At 71.2% G+C, this 14,164-nt stretch carries 13 protein-coding genes and 1 pseudogene; 5 read left to right on the top strand and 9 right to left on the bottom strand.

The annotated features are described in order from the left end of the window. Positions 1–32 precede the first annotated feature (32 nt). A complete protein-coding gene (locus tag ABZZ74_RS22960) occupies positions 33–566 on the bottom strand; it encodes a gamma carbonic anhydrase family protein (protein ID WP_356767697.1) in 534 nt (177 codons plus the stop codon). A 126-nt stretch (positions 567–692) separates the two neighbouring features. On the opposite strand from ABZZ74_RS22960, the gene ABZZ74_RS22955 reads away from it, so the two are divergent. Then, complete coding sequence (locus ABZZ74_RS22955; RefSeq protein WP_356767695.1) at positions 693–2,021, top strand: diacylglycerol kinase family protein; 1,329 nt, start codon at positions 693–695, stop codon at positions 2,019–2,021. A 16-nt stretch (positions 2,022–2,037) separates the two neighbouring features. On the opposite strand, the gene ABZZ74_RS22950 is transcribed toward ABZZ74_RS22955, so the two are convergent. From ABZZ74_RS22950 to ABZZ74_RS22940, 3 genes are read right to left on the bottom strand one after another with little or no spacing between them, the layout of a single operon-like run. Next, entirely contained in the window at positions 2,038–4,806 is a 2,769-nt protein-coding gene (locus tag ABZZ74_RS22950; RefSeq protein WP_356767693.1) for an HAD-IC family P-type ATPase, read from the bottom strand. Next, on the bottom strand, positions 4,803–5,768 hold the full coding sequence (locus tag ABZZ74_RS22945; protein ID WP_356767690.1) for a polyphosphate kinase 2 family protein: 966 nt from the start codon (positions 5,766–5,768) through the stop codon (positions 4,803–4,805). The genes ABZZ74_RS22950 and ABZZ74_RS22945 overlap by 4 nt, the downstream gene beginning before the upstream one ends. A 17-nt stretch (positions 5,769–5,785) precedes the next feature. Beyond that, positions 5,786–6,208, bottom strand: a complete 423-nt coding sequence (locus ABZZ74_RS22940; RefSeq protein WP_356767688.1) for a hypothetical protein — start codon at positions 6,206–6,208, stop codon at positions 5,786–5,788. A gap of 206 nt (positions 6,209–6,414) precedes the next feature. On the opposite strand from ABZZ74_RS22940, the gene ABZZ74_RS22935 reads away from it, so the two are divergent. After that, positions 6,415–7,182 carry an acyltransferase gene (locus ABZZ74_RS22935; RefSeq protein ID WP_133047543.1) on the top strand — a complete coding sequence of 256 codons (768 nt, stop codon included), beginning with the start codon at positions 6,415–6,417 and terminating at the stop codon, positions 7,180–7,182. A gap of 1 nt (position 7,183) precedes the next feature. Here ABZZ74_RS22935 and ABZZ74_RS22930 read toward each other — a convergent pair whose 3' ends face one another. Next, a complete protein-coding gene (locus ABZZ74_RS22930; protein WP_356767685.1) occupies positions 7,184–8,041 on the bottom strand; it encodes a DMT family transporter in 858 nt (285 codons plus the stop codon). A 139-nt stretch (positions 8,042–8,180) separates the two neighbouring features. Here ABZZ74_RS22930 and ABZZ74_RS22925 point away from each other — a divergent pair, with 139 nt between their 5' ends. Together ABZZ74_RS22925 and ABZZ74_RS22920 are read left to right on the top strand one after the other, a co-directional pair. Then, a complete protein-coding gene (locus tag ABZZ74_RS22925; RefSeq protein ID WP_356767683.1) occupies positions 8,181–8,753 on the top strand; it encodes an XRE family transcriptional regulator in 573 nt (190 codons plus the stop codon). Between the two features lie 32 nt (positions 8,754–8,785). Then, positions 8,786–9,343 carry a YbaK/EbsC family protein gene (locus tag ABZZ74_RS22920; RefSeq protein ID WP_356767681.1) on the top strand — a complete coding sequence of 186 codons (558 nt, stop codon included), beginning with the start codon at positions 8,786–8,788 and terminating at the stop codon, positions 9,341–9,343. 52 nt (positions 9,344–9,395) lie between these two features. On the opposite strand, the gene ABZZ74_RS22915 is transcribed toward ABZZ74_RS22920, so the two are convergent. After that, entirely contained in the window at positions 9,396–10,487 is a 1,092-nt protein-coding gene (locus ABZZ74_RS22915) for a cation diffusion facilitator family transporter (RefSeq protein WP_356767679.1), read from the bottom strand. A gap of 62 nt (positions 10,488–10,549) precedes the next feature. Here ABZZ74_RS22915 and ABZZ74_RS22910 point away from each other — a divergent pair, with 62 nt between their 5' ends. Further along, positions 10,550–10,909, top strand: a complete 360-nt coding sequence (locus ABZZ74_RS22910) for a metalloregulator ArsR/SmtB family transcription factor (protein ID WP_356767677.1) — start codon at positions 10,550–10,552, stop codon at positions 10,907–10,909. 6 nt (positions 10,910–10,915) lie between these two features. Here the strand turns inward: ABZZ74_RS22910 and ABZZ74_RS22905 are convergent, their stop codons facing one another. The 3 genes and pseudogenes from ABZZ74_RS22905 to ABZZ74_RS22895 all read right to left on the bottom strand — a co-directional run. Then, positions 10,916–12,133 carry a 4-hydroxybenzoate 3-monooxygenase gene (locus ABZZ74_RS22905; protein ID WP_356767675.1) on the bottom strand — a complete coding sequence of 406 codons (1,218 nt, stop codon included), beginning with the start codon at positions 12,131–12,133 and terminating at the stop codon, positions 10,916–10,918. Positions 12,134–12,212: 79 nt separating this feature from the next. Further along, positions 12,213–13,850: an APC family permease gene (locus ABZZ74_RS22900; RefSeq protein WP_356767673.1), complete on the bottom strand. Its 1,638-nt coding sequence runs from the start codon at positions 13,848–13,850 to the stop codon at positions 12,213–12,215. 214 nt (positions 13,851–14,064) lie between these two features. After that, positions 14,065–14,164, bottom strand: a pseudogene (locus ABZZ74_RS22895) (IS481 family transposase); the annotation flags it as partial.

Genomic DNA, 14,164 nt, shown 5'->3' with positions numbered 1-14,164 from the left:
TACGGCTGCCGCCGACCGACGTACACCACGGGCTACGGCTTCTCGTGCACCTCCTGGTGCGCCTTGGCGAGTTCGGCGTAGAGCGATCCGTTCAGCGTGATCCCTTGGCGCTCCTCGTCCGTGAGGGGCCTCTTGACCTTGGCGGGCACCCCCGCCACCAGTGAGCCCGGCGGCACCTGCATCCCCTGCGGCACCAGTGCCTGCGCGGCGACCAGCGACCCCTCGCCGATCACGGCGCCGTTCAGCACGGTCGCGCCCATCCCGACGAGGCAGTCGTCTCCCACGGTCGCCCCGTGCACCACCGCGTTGTGACCGACGGAGACCCGCTCCCCGACGTGGACCGGGAACCCCGGGTCCGCGTGCAGGGTGCAGTTGTCCTGGATGTTGGCCTGGGCCCCGACGAAGATCCGCTCGACATCGCCCCGCAGCACGGCGCCGTACCAGACGCTCGCGCCCGCCGCCAGCGTCACGTCCCCGATCACCGACGCCGTCGGCGCGACGAAGGCCTCCCCGTCGATCCTCGGTTCCTTCCCGCCGATGCCCGTGATCAGTGCCTTGCCCGCCATCACCGCTCCACCTTCCGTCCTGGAACCGGCACCGTAGGCGATGAACGGCCGGGACGTGCTGCCGGGGCGGCACATCGCCTGTGGAGGGTGATGCCGGCCGGGCCGCGGTAGGCCGACCGTGGTGTCATGGAATTCACGACTCCGCGGCAGCGCTGGCTGGCACGGACATCACTGGCGGCCGCGGCCGCCGCGGTCGCGTTCCTCGCCGTGTTCGGCGGTCTGCGGACCGTGGGCCTGCTGACCGTCGGACTGACCGGTACCGCGGTCACGTTCCTGGCCGTCTCGTGGGCGATCCGCCGACCGGGCTACTCCCGCCCGCTCGCCGTTCTGCTCGCCTCCGCCGCCCCCGTCTGGGTGCTGGTGGACTACCACCGGGCCCATCTGGGCTGGGTCGTCGCCGCGGCCTGGGCGCTGTGGCTGCTCGCCATCGCGACCGGCCGCGACGCCCTCGCCCGGACCGACGCGCCGCTCCCGCTGGCGGAGCGGTCGGCGCCGCCCGCCCGGCACGCCGTGTTGATCATGAATCCGCGGTCCGGGGACGGCAAGGTCGAACGCTTCCGGTTGCGCGAGAAGGCCGAGTCCCTCGGGGCACGGGTGGTGCTGCTGGAGGGCCCGGGCGAGACGGACGTCGCGGGACTCGCCCGCAAGGCCGTCGACGAGGGCGCGGACCTGCTGGGCGTCGCCGGCGGCGACGGCACCCAGGCCCTGGTCGCCGACGTCGCCGCGTCGTTCGGTATCCCGTTCCTGGTGATCCCCGCCGGGACCCGCAACCACTTCGCACTCGACCTCGGCCTCGACCTCGACGATCCGTCCGCGGCCCTGGACGCACTGCGCGACGGCGTGGAGTTGCGGGTCGACCTCGGCCGGGCCGGCGCCCGGCCCTTCGTCAACAACGTGTCGTTCGGCGCCTACGCCGAGGTCGTACGGAGTCCCGCCTACCGCGACGGCAAGACCCGGACCACCCTGGAACTCCTGCCGGACCTGCTCCTCGGCCACCCGGGTGCCGTCCTGCTCGCCCAGGCCGGACGGACGGTCTTCACCGCACCGCAGGCCCTGCTGGTCAGCAACAACCGCTACGGCACCAGCGACATCGCCGGCCTGGGGCGCCGGGCACGTCTGGACGGCGCGGAGCTGGGAGCCGTGGGCGTCGACGTGAACAGCGCCGCACAGGCCGCCGGGCTGCTGCGCGGGCGGCGCGCCGCCGGACTGACCTGGACGACGGCCAGGCGCGTGGTCGTCGACGCCGACCGGCCCTCCCTCCGGGTCGGCGTCGACGGTGAGGCGCTGACCCTGCCCGCCCCCGTCCGCTGCGAGATCCGGCCACGGGCGCTACGGGTACGAGTGCCACGGCAGCGCCCGGGGAAGCGCGCGTCGCGACCGCGGCCGGCCTGGCGCCAACTCCTGCGGCTGAGCCGTCCGGCACTGCGACGCGAAAGCAGGACGCCGTCGGCCTGACCGACGCCACGGCAACTCAGCCCGCGGCCCCCGCCTGGGGCATGCGGCTGCGGGCGATGGCCTTACCCAGTTCCCACAAGGCCAGCAGGGCGAGAGCCGGCAGCAGGGCCCAGCCGAACTGGCCCAGGGTGAGCGGTGTCGTACCGAGCAGGCGGTTGAAGACGTCCGTCTGGGTCGCAAGGACCGCGAGGACGAACTCACCGAACATCGCCCAGTTCATCTGCCTGCTGTCGAACGTGTCCGTGGTCAGGACCGTCTCCGTCTCGCTGCGGCACTCGACGGCGGCGACGATCAGGCACAGCGCGAACGAGGTGAAGGCGATGGAGTTGCCGATCCCGACGCTGTCGAAGCGGACCTCGCCCAGCTTGATCAACGACAGCAGTCCGATCGTGATCGCCAGTCCGGCGAGAGCGACCGTGACCATCAGACCCGGCGTCATCACCGGTTCGCCGCGAGGCCGCGGCTTGCGGGACATCAGCCCGGGACTGACCCGGTCGAAGCCCAGCGCGAAGCCGAAGGCCGCGTTGACGAAGAAGTGGATCCACAGCACCTGGGCCGGCGTGAACGGCTCACCGCCCGCGATGTTGAACAGGGACGCCCCCAGGAAGGTCAGCACGAACACGACCAGCAGAACCAGCACGAAGCGGATGTACTTGGTGAGGTTGTCGTAGATCTTCCGCCCCTGCTCCACCGCGAAGACGATCGTGGCGAAGTTGTCGTCGGACAGGATCAGCCGCCCGGCGTTCTTGGCCACCTCGGTGCCGGAGCCCATGGCGATCCCGATGTCCGCCGCCTTGATGGCCGGAGCGTCGTTGACGCCGTCCCCGGTCATGGCGACCACCTCGCCCTTCTTCTTCAGCGTGTCGGCGAGGAGCACCTTGTGCTCGGGGGCGACCCGGCCGATCACACCGATGCCGTCGATGCGGTCCAGCCGTTCCTGTTCGCCGAGCGCGGCGAAGTCGGAGCCGAGGACGGCCTTGCCCTCGATGCCGACCTGCTCCGCGATCGCGGCTCCCGTGACGACGTCGTCACCGGTCACCATCCGCACCCGGATGTTGGCCGCCCGCGCTCCGGCCACCGCCTTCCTGGACTCCTCGCGCGGCGGGTCCTCCATCCCGACCAGGCTGGCCACCCGCACCCCCGTGACCAGGGCGAGCAGGTCCCCGTCGGCGGCGAAGCCGTCCGGGTCGACGTCGACGGTGGCGGCGGCCATCACCCGGCGCCCCGCGCGTTCCATCCGCTCCATCTCCTCGTGGGCCCGCTTGTCGAGCTCGGAGTTCCAGGGAATGCTCGTGCCGTCGCTCAGGGCCGTCGCAGCCCGTGCCATCACCGCGGGCGCGGCCCCCTTCACGAAGCACCGCACGACCGGCCTGCCTCGGCCGTCGGTCGCGGAGTGGAAGGTGGCCATCAGCTTGTACGAGGGGTCGAAGGGCAGAGTCGCCAGCCGTGGGAACCGCTCCCGGGTCGCCTCCAGGTCGAGGCCCGCCTTGTGGCACAGCACCAGCAGCGCCCCTTCGGTGGGGTCTCCCACCACCCGGCCGTCGACCAGCTTGGCGTCGTTCGCCATGAGATAGGGCAGGATCGCGTCCTCGATGCCCGAGGAACGGCCGACGGCGTGGTGGATCCGGCCCTCCAGTTCGTACCCGGACCCCGAGACGGTGTAGCGGTCGAAGGCGTCCACGACCTCGACGGCCGTCATCTGGTTCAGGGTCAGGGTGCCGGTCTTGTCGGAGTTGATCGCCGAGGTGAAGCCCAGCGTCTCCACCGACGGGAGGTCCTTGACGATCGCGTGGTGCCGGGCGAGGTCCAGTCCGCCCAGCGACAGGATGGTCTGTGTCACCGTGGGCAGGGCCTCGGGGATGGCCGCGATCGCCAGCGACACGGCGGCGACGAACAGCGCGTCCCACGCCTCGCCGCGGGCCCGGCCCAGGACGAACATCACGATCATGGTCAGGCCGGCCGCGCTCGCGATCCACAGGGTCAGCCGGTCCAGTTCACGGGTCAGTGGCGAGGCCTCACGCGGGGTGGCCGAGAGCATCCCGGAGATCTTGCCCAGCTCCGTGTCGGTGCCCGTGCCGGTGACGAGCATGACGCCACTGCCGTGGGTGACAGGGGTGTTCATGAACGCCGTGTTCGTACGGTCCCCGGGTCCGAGCCCCGTACCGCGCACGATCGCGGTGTCCTTGGCGGCGGGTGTGCTCTCGCCGGTCAGCGCCGACTCGTCGATCTGCAGCGCGCTCGCGGCGACGAGCCGGCCGTCGGCGGGAACGTCGTCGCCGGCCGCGATCAGCGCGACGTCCCCGGTGACGACCTCCTCGGCCGGTATCTCCGTCTCCGTCTCGTCCCGCCGCACCCGGGCCGTCGCCTTCATCATCGACTTCAGGGCGTTCATGGCGCTTTCGGCCTTGCCCTCCTGGCGCATGCCGATGACCGCGTTGAGCACGGTCAGGACCAGCAGGAGTACGGCCGTGCCCCACTCCTGGATGGCCAGCGACACGATCGCCGAGGCGATCAGGATGATCTGCATGTAACTGCGGTACTGGTCCAGCAGGCGGCGCCAGCCGGGCCGGGGCTGTTCCTCCGGCAGGGCGTTGGGGCCGTCGCGGGTGAGCCGCTTCGCCGCCTCCGCGGCGCTGAGTCCGGACCCGGGGTCCACACCGAGGGCGCTCGCCACGGCCTCGGGTGACTGCGCGTACCACGGCTCGGCGGTCATCGTGCTGCTCTGTTCCCCGTCCGCCGGGGAGCTCTGGGAGCCGGGGGAACTCGGGGAGCTCGGGGAGGTCATTTTCCGTGCCCGCCCTTCCGGTGGGCCACCGAGGCGGCGTACGGATCGGCCGGTGCGCCGGGTGGCGCCTCGGCCTCCAGGTCCTCCTTCACCATGGACAGTTCGTGCCGGGCCTTCTCGCCGACCTCCGGGTACTGCGGGTCGATGTCGATCAGCGTGTGGGCGAGCACCGCGGCCGCGCAGATCCTGGCGAACCACTTGTGGTCGGCGGGTATGACGTACCAGGGGGCCCAGCGGGTGCTGGTGGCGGACAGCATGCGGGAGAACGCGTGCTGGTAGTCGTCCCACCAGGCCCGTTCACGGACGTCCGAGGCCGAGAACTTCCAGTTCCGTTCGGGAACGTCGATCCGCTTGAGGAAACGGGTGCGCTGCTCCTCCTTGGAGAGGTTCAGGAACAGCTTCACCACGCGGAAGCCGTTGTCGTACAGATACCGCTCCCAGTCGTTGATCTCCCGGTAGCGCCGCCGCCACACGCCCTTGGCCTTCGCCTCCTCCGGCAGCCGCTGGCGCTCCAGCAGCTCGCTGTGCACCCGCACCACCAGCACCTCCTCGTAGTGCGAGCGGTTGAAGATGCCTATCTCACCGCGCCGGGGCAGCCGGCAGGCGTAGCGCCACAGGTAGTCGTGGTCGAGTTCCTCGTTCGAGGGCACCCTGAAGTTCGCCACGTGAACGCCCTGGGGGTTCACCCCGGTCATCACGTGCCGGATGGTGCCGTCCTTGCCACCCGCGTCCAGGGCCTGCAGGCACAACAGCACCCCGTATCTGCCCTCGGCGGCCAGCCGGCGCTGGTAGTCGGCCAGCAGGGCGACGCCCGTCCGCAGCAGCTCCCGGCCTTCCTTCTTGCCGCCGATCCCGCCCTTGAAGCCGGGGTCGAAGTCGGTGGCGAGATCCACCTTCGACCCCGGCTTCACCCGCAGCGGTGCGATGAACTCGGCGATGCGCTCGGCCCGTTCGTCCGTCATGGTGGTCGCCCGGCCCGTCAGGAGGGCTCCCGGTCCCGCTCCACCACGCACAGTGCCCAGATGACGAAGGCGTACAGCGCGATCAGGGTCAGGGACCAGAACGGGTAGGAGGGGACGTCCAGGAAGTTCGCGACGATCGCCAGTGCCGCGATGCCCACGCCCAGCACGCGTGCCCAGGTCGCGACCACGACGAGCCCGAGACCCACGACGAGGGCGACGGTTCCGACGGCCAGATGGATCCAGCCCCAGCTCGTCAGGTCGAACTGGAAGGTGTAGTTGCGGGTGTTGAGGAACACGTCGTCGTTCGCGACGGCCATGATGCCCCGAACGATGTCGAGGATGCCGCCCATGATGAGCAGGACGGCGCCGAGCGCGGTCAGTCCGCTCGCGGCCTGCTGGACGCCCTCGGAGCGGTGGTGCTTCACAGCGGTGGTGGCCATGGCTGGGGCCTCCGTCCCTGGATCGGCCGCCGGTCGCGGCCCTGCTCCTCCACGGCTACTCCGTCGTCACCCGTTTCGCGTCACCTTCTAAGGGTGATGCCGTCCGGCCGGAGACCGGGCCCCTCGACGGTCGCGCTGCTGCTGTGGGGTGAAGATCACAGCTCCTCGACCTCATAAGGGTGGCGAACGCTCAGTACGGTGACTGCGTGCCGAAGAGCAAGAACACGTTCTCATCCTGGCGGCGGAGTCTGACGCAGCGCGCCGTCCACGCGGGCTGGGCCTGGGTGCAGCGCACGGGCTCGGTGACGGCCGAGAGCCCCGGCCGCTTCCGCTTCGGCGCCCTCGGCGCGCACACCCGTCTGGCCTTCCCGCTCGGCACCGTCTTCGGCGAACCCTGGATCCACCTCGGCTCCCACTGCATCGTCGGCGAGCAGGTCACCCTGACGGCGGGTCTGATGCCCGACCTCGACCTCGGCCCCGAACCGATCCTCCGCATCGGCGACGGCGTGGTCCTGGGCCGCGGCAGCCATGTCATCGCCGACACCACGGTGACCATCGGCAGCGACTGCTACTTCGGGCCCTATGTGTACGTCACATCCACTAACCACTCCTATGACGATCCGCACCAGCCGATAGGCAAGCAGTGGCCGCGCATGGAACCGGTGGAGATCGGCCCGGGCTGCTGGGTCGGCACGAACGCCGTGATCCTGCCGGGTGCGAAGATCGGACGGAACGTGGTCGTGGCCGCCGGCGCGGTGGTCCGTGGTGTCGTGCCCGACCATGCCGTGGTCGCGGGCGCGCCCGCCCGGGTCGTACGGCGCTGGACACCTGCCGACGGCTGGCAGCCGCCGCTGAGGACGCCCGCGCCGGTGCCGATCCCCGACGGTGTGACGCCGGAGCAGCTGTGCGCCCTCTCGGAACTGGACGACGAGGCGGTGGCGCGGCTCGCCGAACTGGACGCCGAGCCCTCCTGACTCAGCCCGCGGCCAGCAGCAGCGTGCCGAACAGGGCGAGGCCGGCGCCCGCCGCCTGGATCGCGCGGAGCCGTTCGCGGAGGATGCCGCGGGCGGCGAGGGCGGTCACCACCGGATAGAGCGAGGCGAGCACGGCGGCCACCGTGACGGGACCGTGCTGGGCGGCCACCGAGTAGGTGCCGTTCGCCGCGACGTCCGCGAGTCCGACGAAGGCGAGGGCCGGCAGCGCGGCCCAGGGGAAGCGGCCACCGGGAAGAGCCTCGCCGCCCCGCTTCACGGAGACGTACAGGGCGACACCGCCCCCGAGCACGTTCGTCACGCGCTGCACGAACAGGGCGAGGAACAGGCCGGTCACGGTCGTCGACGCCTCAGCGATCAGCGCGAACACCGTGCCGAAACCGAGCGCCGCGATCAGCGTGAGCATGATCGCCCGGCGCTGCACGGCGGCGCCTGCGAGCTGCGGACCACCCGCGAGCACCACACCGGTGACGGCGACGGCGATCCCGGCCACCTGCGTCAGACCGGGGCGCTCGCCGAGGAACAGGCCCACGCCGACGGGGACGGCCACACTCAGGGTCGCGAGCGGGGAGACGACCCCCATCGGGCCCAGCGCGAGCGCCTTGTATAAGGAAATCATCGCCACCGGCCCGGCAAGGCCCGCCGCGAAGGCGAACCACAGCCGCGGCCCGGCCTCGCTCCAGCCGCCCGTGGCCACGACGATCGCGCCCAGTACGGCCGCCGCGATCGCCTGCGAGACGACGACCACCGTCAGGGCCGGGGTGCGCCGGGTGAGCAGTCCGCCGCCGAAGTCGGCCAGGCCCCAGAGCAGGCTGGTGGCCAGGGCGAAGAATGCTGTCACGGCTCGCCTCGCAGTACAGTTCGGTGAACGATCGGGTGCACCTCACCGTAGTCCAGTGCGATGGACCCTGTCATCCAAGATATTGACCTCCCGGTCATCCAGGACAGTGACCTCCCGAGAATTGGACATTGGACGGAACGTGTCGGACCTCGACCTGCTGAACCAGTCCCTGGCGCGCAACGTCAAGCGCTGGCGCAATGAGCGCGGCTTCACCCTGGACGCGCTCGCCGCCCGCGCCGGCGTCAGCCGGGGCATGCTGATCCAGATCGAACAGGCACGCACCAACCCGAGCATCGGCACGGTCGTGAAGATCGGCGACGCGCTCGGCGTCAGCATCACCACCCTGCTCGACTACGAACAGGGCCCGAAGGTCCGGATCGTCCCGGCCGACCAGGTGGTCCGGCTCTGGCACACCGACGCCGGCAGCTACAGCCGGCTCCTCGCCGGCACCGAGGCGCCCGGACCGCTGGAGATGTGGGAGTGGCGGCTGATGCCGGGGGAGGGCAGCAGCTCGGATCCGCACCCCGCCGGCACGGTGGAGATCGCCCATGTCACCGAGGGCGAACTGACCCTCACCGTCGAGGGCGCCGAGTACCGCGTCCCGGCCGGTGCGAGCGTCACCTTCGAGGCCAACGCCCCGCACTCCTACGGCAATCAGGGCGAGGTCCCCACCCGGCTCGTACTGGCGGTCTCCGTCCCGCCCGTCCCCTGATCGGGCACCGGCCGCCCTGTTAGCGTGCCGTCATGGACGCACCCATCGGACACTTCGACACCGCCCTCCCCGCCCCCGACGCCCTCGGTGAACTGACCGCCCCGGTCGCCGCCGCCGTACGCGACTGGAGCGGCAGCGTCCCCGCCGAGCAGATCGTGTACGTCGACACCGATCCGCAGTGGGCCGACACCGCGGTCTTCGTCCAGCACTACGGGCAGGAGTTGCTGGAGAGGTCGGCGAACTGCGTGGTCGTCGCGGGCAAGCGGGGCGGCGGGACGACGCTGGCCGCGTGCGTGGTCCTGTCCACGACCCGGGTCGACGTCAACGGCGTGGTGCGCCGCCAACTCGGCGCCCGTAAGGCCTCGTTCGCGTCGATGGACACGGCCACGGGGGAGAGCGGCATGGAGTACGGCGGCATCACCCCGATCGGACTCCCCGCCGGCTGGCCCCTGTTGATCGACTCGGCCGTCGTCGACCTGCCCTACGTCCTGGTGGGCAGCGGCCGCCGCAGGGGCAAGCTGCTGGTCCCGGGCAAGGCCTTCGCCGAACTGCCGGGGGCCGTGGTGCTGGAGGGGCTCGGGGTGGCCTGACTTCAAGCCCCTTGAACACCCTGCCCCGGGCAAGGAAGGGAGTGGCCTGACTTCAGGCCGCGGTGTGGTGCGCCAGCGCCCGGTGGGGGTCGTCCTCGCCGGGGGCCGGTGCCGGGTCTGCGTGGACCAGGGCCGCCGTCAGGCGCGGTACGGCGTGCAGCAGGGCGTGTTCCGCGTCGACGGCGATGCCGTGGGCCTGCCGTACCGTCGCCTCGCCGTCCACCACGACCGCCACCTCGGCGCGCAGCCGGTGCCCGATCCAGCGCAGCCGCAGCTCCCCGACCCCACGCACGCCCGGCACCTCCCGCAGCGCCTGCTCCGCCCGGTCCACCAGGGCCGGGTCGACGGCGTCCATCACCCGCCGGAACACCTCGCGCGCCGCGTCCCGCAGCACCAGCACGATCGCCGCCGTGATCGCCAACCCGACGATCGGGTCGGCCAGTTGCCACCCCAGTGCCGAGCCGCCCGCGCCCACCAACACGGCCAGCGAGGTGAATCCGTCCGTACGGGCGTGCAGTCCGTCGGCGACCAGTGCGGCGGAGCCGATCGAACGGCCGACCCGGATCCGGTACCGCGCCACCCACTCGTTGCCGGCGAACCCGGCCAGCGCCGCCACCGCCACCGCCGGGACATGCTCCACGGGCCGCGGATCGAGCAGCCGGCCGACCGCAGCCCATGCCGCGAAGGCGGCCGACGCGGCGATCGTCAGCACGATCACGATCCCGGCGAGGTCCTCGGCCCGCCCGTAGCCATAGGTGAAGCGCCGCGTCGCCGCCCGGCGTCCCAGCACGAAGGCGATCCCGAGCGGTACGGCGGTCAGCGCGTCGGCGGCGTTGTGCACCGTGTCGCCGAGCAGCGCCACCGATCCGGACAGGACGACCACGACCGCCTGGACGAGCGCGGTCGCGCCCAGCACGGCGAGCGAGACCCAGAGGGCGCGCATGCCACGGACCGAGGACTCCAGGGCGGAGTCCAGCTTGTCGGCGGTCTCGTGGGAGTGGGGGGTGAGCAGATGGCTCAGTCGGTGGCGCAGGTTCGCGCGCCAGTGAGGGTGGTCATGGCCGTGACGGTGTTCGTGAGCGGACTCGTGGCCATGGTGGTGTGCGTGGTCATGGTCATGCCCGTGGTCGTGCCGGTCGCTCACGTCGGTCCCCTTCCGGTGTCGCGGGAGTGGACGCGGGACGCCCACGACGCCATTATGTGCGTATGAGCGCACGCATGCACCTATCAACTGCGCACGATGCGCATCCGCGCACCCCGGGCGAGGAGCAGTTCGCCCTCGCCGCCGAACTGCTCGCCCTGCTCGGCGACCGCACCCGCCTCACCCTGCTGCACGCCCTGACCTCGGGCGAGGCCGATGTCACGACCCTCACGGAGGCCTGCGGCGCGGCCCGTCCCGCCGTCAGCCAGCATCTGGCGCGGCTGCGCCTGGCGGGCCTGGTGACCACGCGGAAGACAGGGCGGCGGGTGATCTACTCACTGCCCGACGGGCATCTGCGGCGGCTGGTGGACGAGGCGCTGAACGTGGCCGACCACCGGCTCAGCGACCGGCCCCTGCATGACTGAGGCGGGTCACCGGGGGGTCGTGCCGAGGTACTGCTCGGCGAACGCGGCCGCCGCGGCGGGGGACTCGAAGAGGCGGCGCAGCCGGGCCAGGGTGGTGCCCGCACGGTAGGCGTCGCCGGACGACGTGCCGTGGTACACCTCCGACAGCCACTGCGAGAACTCCTGGTAGTCCCACACCCGGCCCAGGCAGGCGTCGGAGTAGCCGTTCAGGCCGCCCGGTTCGCCCTTGGTGAGGTACTCCACGAGACCGTCACCGAGCAGGAAGGCGTCGTGCAGGGCGAGGTTCATGCCCTTCGCCGCGATGGGGGCGGTGAGGTGGGCGGCGTCCCCGGCGAGGAAGAGACGGCCGAACACCATGGGTTCGACGACGTAGTTGTGCATGTCGAGAACGCGTTTCTCGATCAGCCGGCCCTCGGTCAGCGGGGGCCGGTCGGCCGCGCCGAGGCGTTCCTGCAGCGCGGCCCAGACCCGCTCGTGGGACCAGTTGTCCGGGTCGTCGCCGGGCGGGCACTGCAGGTAGTAGCGGGTGACCTCCGGGCTGCGGGCCATGTGCCCGGCGAAGCCGCTCGGATGGACGCCGAAGACCACGCAGTCGCTGGACGGCGGCGCCTCGGCGAGCAGCGCCAGCCAGCCGACGCCGTAGTCGTGCCGGGCGATCCGAGCCCGCTGCGGCAGCACGGTCCGCGTCACCCCGCGCGCCCCGTCGCAGCCGGCGACGAACTCGCAGTGCACCAGCACCCGTTGTCCGGTTCCCGGGTCGAGGTAGGACACGGTCGGCCGGTCCGAGTCCAGGCCGTGCAGCTGGACGTCGCGCACGCCGAACCGTATGGCTCCGCCGCGCACGTCGGCGTACTCGCGCACGAGGTCGGTCACGAGCAACGGCTGCGGATACACAAAATGGTGATGCCCTGTCAGTTCCCGGTACGAGAAGCGGTACCGCTGCCCCTCGAAGCGGAACTCGCACTCGGTGTGCAGCTGCGCGCGGTCCAACAGGTTCTCCGCGAGGCCCCGTTGCTCCAGCCCGCGCACCGCCCACTCCTCGATCACCCCGGCCCGGGGCCGCCGTTCGATGAACTCCCGGGTCTCGGTCTCCAGGACCAGACAGTCGACCGAGGCGGCCCGCAGGATGTTTCCGACGGTGAGACCGGCGGGCCCGGCGCCCACGATCACGACTGGAAAGCGCTGCGGGGAGGGCGAGTTGGGGTCCTCGGCGGGGAGAGTCACGCGAGCATTATGACGACGGCCCGCCGGCCACGGCAGGGGAGCCGCGGCCGGCGGGCCGGTCGGACAGCGAGGGGGCGGGTCAGTGCGCGGGCGCGTCCGTGACCACGACCTCCTCGATGCTGCGCTCGATCTCCTCCGGGCGGGAGGCGGTCGCCCGGGCCCAGTAGTAGATGCCGAGCGAGAACACGGCGATGATCAGGATGTCCCACCACAGACCGATGTTGCCGCTGCCGCCGAAGCCGCCCTCGGCGGAGATGAGGCCCAGGCCGATCAGGTAGACGGGCAGCCACTGGGCGGCCTTGAAGTCCATCCGCGGCGCGTCCGGCTGGTTGGTGGCGTTGGCCCACCAGGCGTAGCCGCCCAGCAGCAGATAGCCGAGGACGACCGCGATGCCGAGCCGCCACAGGGTGTCCCAGCCGGCCCAGTAGATGATCAGGTTGGCCACGATGAAGGACAGCGGCGAGATCACCTTGCCGGCGGGCAGCCGGTACGGGCGCTCGTGGTGCGGCAGCCGGTCGCTGAAGACGCCGTACGCCAGCGGCGCGCCCGCGTACATCAGGACGCTCGCCGAGGTGATGAAGCCGACCAGTTCCTGCCAGCTCGGGAACGGCAGGAAGCAGACCACGCCGGTCACGAACGAGATGATCAGCCCGAACCAGGGCACGCCCCGCTTGTCGGTCTGGGCGAAGATCTTCGGCGCGTAGCCGTTCTTGGCCAGGCCGTAGGAGACACGGGAGGTGGCAGTGGTGTAGATCAGACCGGTGCCGCCAGGGGAGATCACGGCGTCCGCGTACAGGATGAAGGCGAGCCAGCCGAGACCCACCAGGGTGGCGAGGCCGGCCCAGGGGCCGCTGATGCCCGGGAAGTCGAGGTGCGCCCAGCCCTTGGCGAAGGTGTGGTGCGGCAGCGCGGCGATGAACACGACCTGCAGGGCGACGTAGATCACGGCGCCGATCGCGACCGAGCCGAGGGTCGCCCGGGGCAGGTCCCGCTGCGGGTTGCGGCTCTCGCCGGCCAGCTGGATGGCCTGTTCGAAGCCGAGCAGCGCGAAGATGATGCCGCTTCCGCTGATCGCACTGAGCACGCCCTTGGCGCCGAACGGCGCGAAGCCCTCCGAGGTGAAGTTGCCCGTGTGGAAGTTGCCCACGGCGACGATGAAGATCGCGGCCAGCGGTACGGCGATCTTCCACCAGGTGGCGGCGCTGTTGGTGTGCGCCAGGGCCCGTACGCCGAAGAAGTTGACCGCGACGAACACGGCCATGAGGGCGACGGCGACCACGAGACCGGAGGGCGTGAGGGTCTGGTCCTTGTGCTGCAGGCCCTGCGCCCAGCTCCAGTGACCGGCGTAGCCGATCATCGCCTCGACCTCGATCGGCGCGACCGTCGCGGCCTGCAGCCAGGAGAACCAGCCGAAGGACAGGCCGGCCAGGCCGCCGAAGGCGTAGTGCGGATAGCGCGCCGTGCCGCCGGCCACGGGGAACATGCCGCCGAGCTCGGCGTGCACGAGGGCCAGCAGGACGATGGACACCGCGCCGATCAGCCACGAGATGATCGCCGCGGGCCCGGCCGCGACCACGGCCTTCTCGGCGCCGTACAGCCAGCCGGAACCGATGATCGAACCGACGGATGCCCACATCAGACCGATCAGTCCGACGTCCCGCCGCAGGCTGGTCGGACCCCGGGTGCCTTCTGCCGAGGTCTGCTCGACGCTCACCATATTTTCAGCGACCTCTCACGAGTTGAATAGAACTTTTCAGTGCGTGCGACGTCGCAGATTACGAATCACCGGCGGGTAGCAGAAGACCCATGGTGAAGTTTTGACCAACGCCCGGTACGTTCCTGGACAGCGCTTCAGCCGCCCTGTACGCACACGAAACCCCTGTGACCAGTGCAACCGTTCACAGGGGCGGGGTCGGGACGCGGGCCGCCGGCTAGCTGTACTGACCCGTGAGGTTGGGGACGCGGCTGGCGGGTGGTTGCCCTTTCAGTGCGGTGTGTCCGCGGTGGTGATTGTAGGTGTGCAGCCAGTGC

This window comes from Streptomyces sp. NPDC006476, assembly GCF_040612015.1.
Lineage (GTDB): Bacteria > Actinomycetota > Actinomycetes > Streptomycetales > Streptomycetaceae > Streptomyces > Streptomyces griseorubiginosus_B.
The sequence above is the reverse complement of the archived record's forward strand: the minus strand, read 5'-3'. Positions and strand labels throughout refer to the sequence as shown.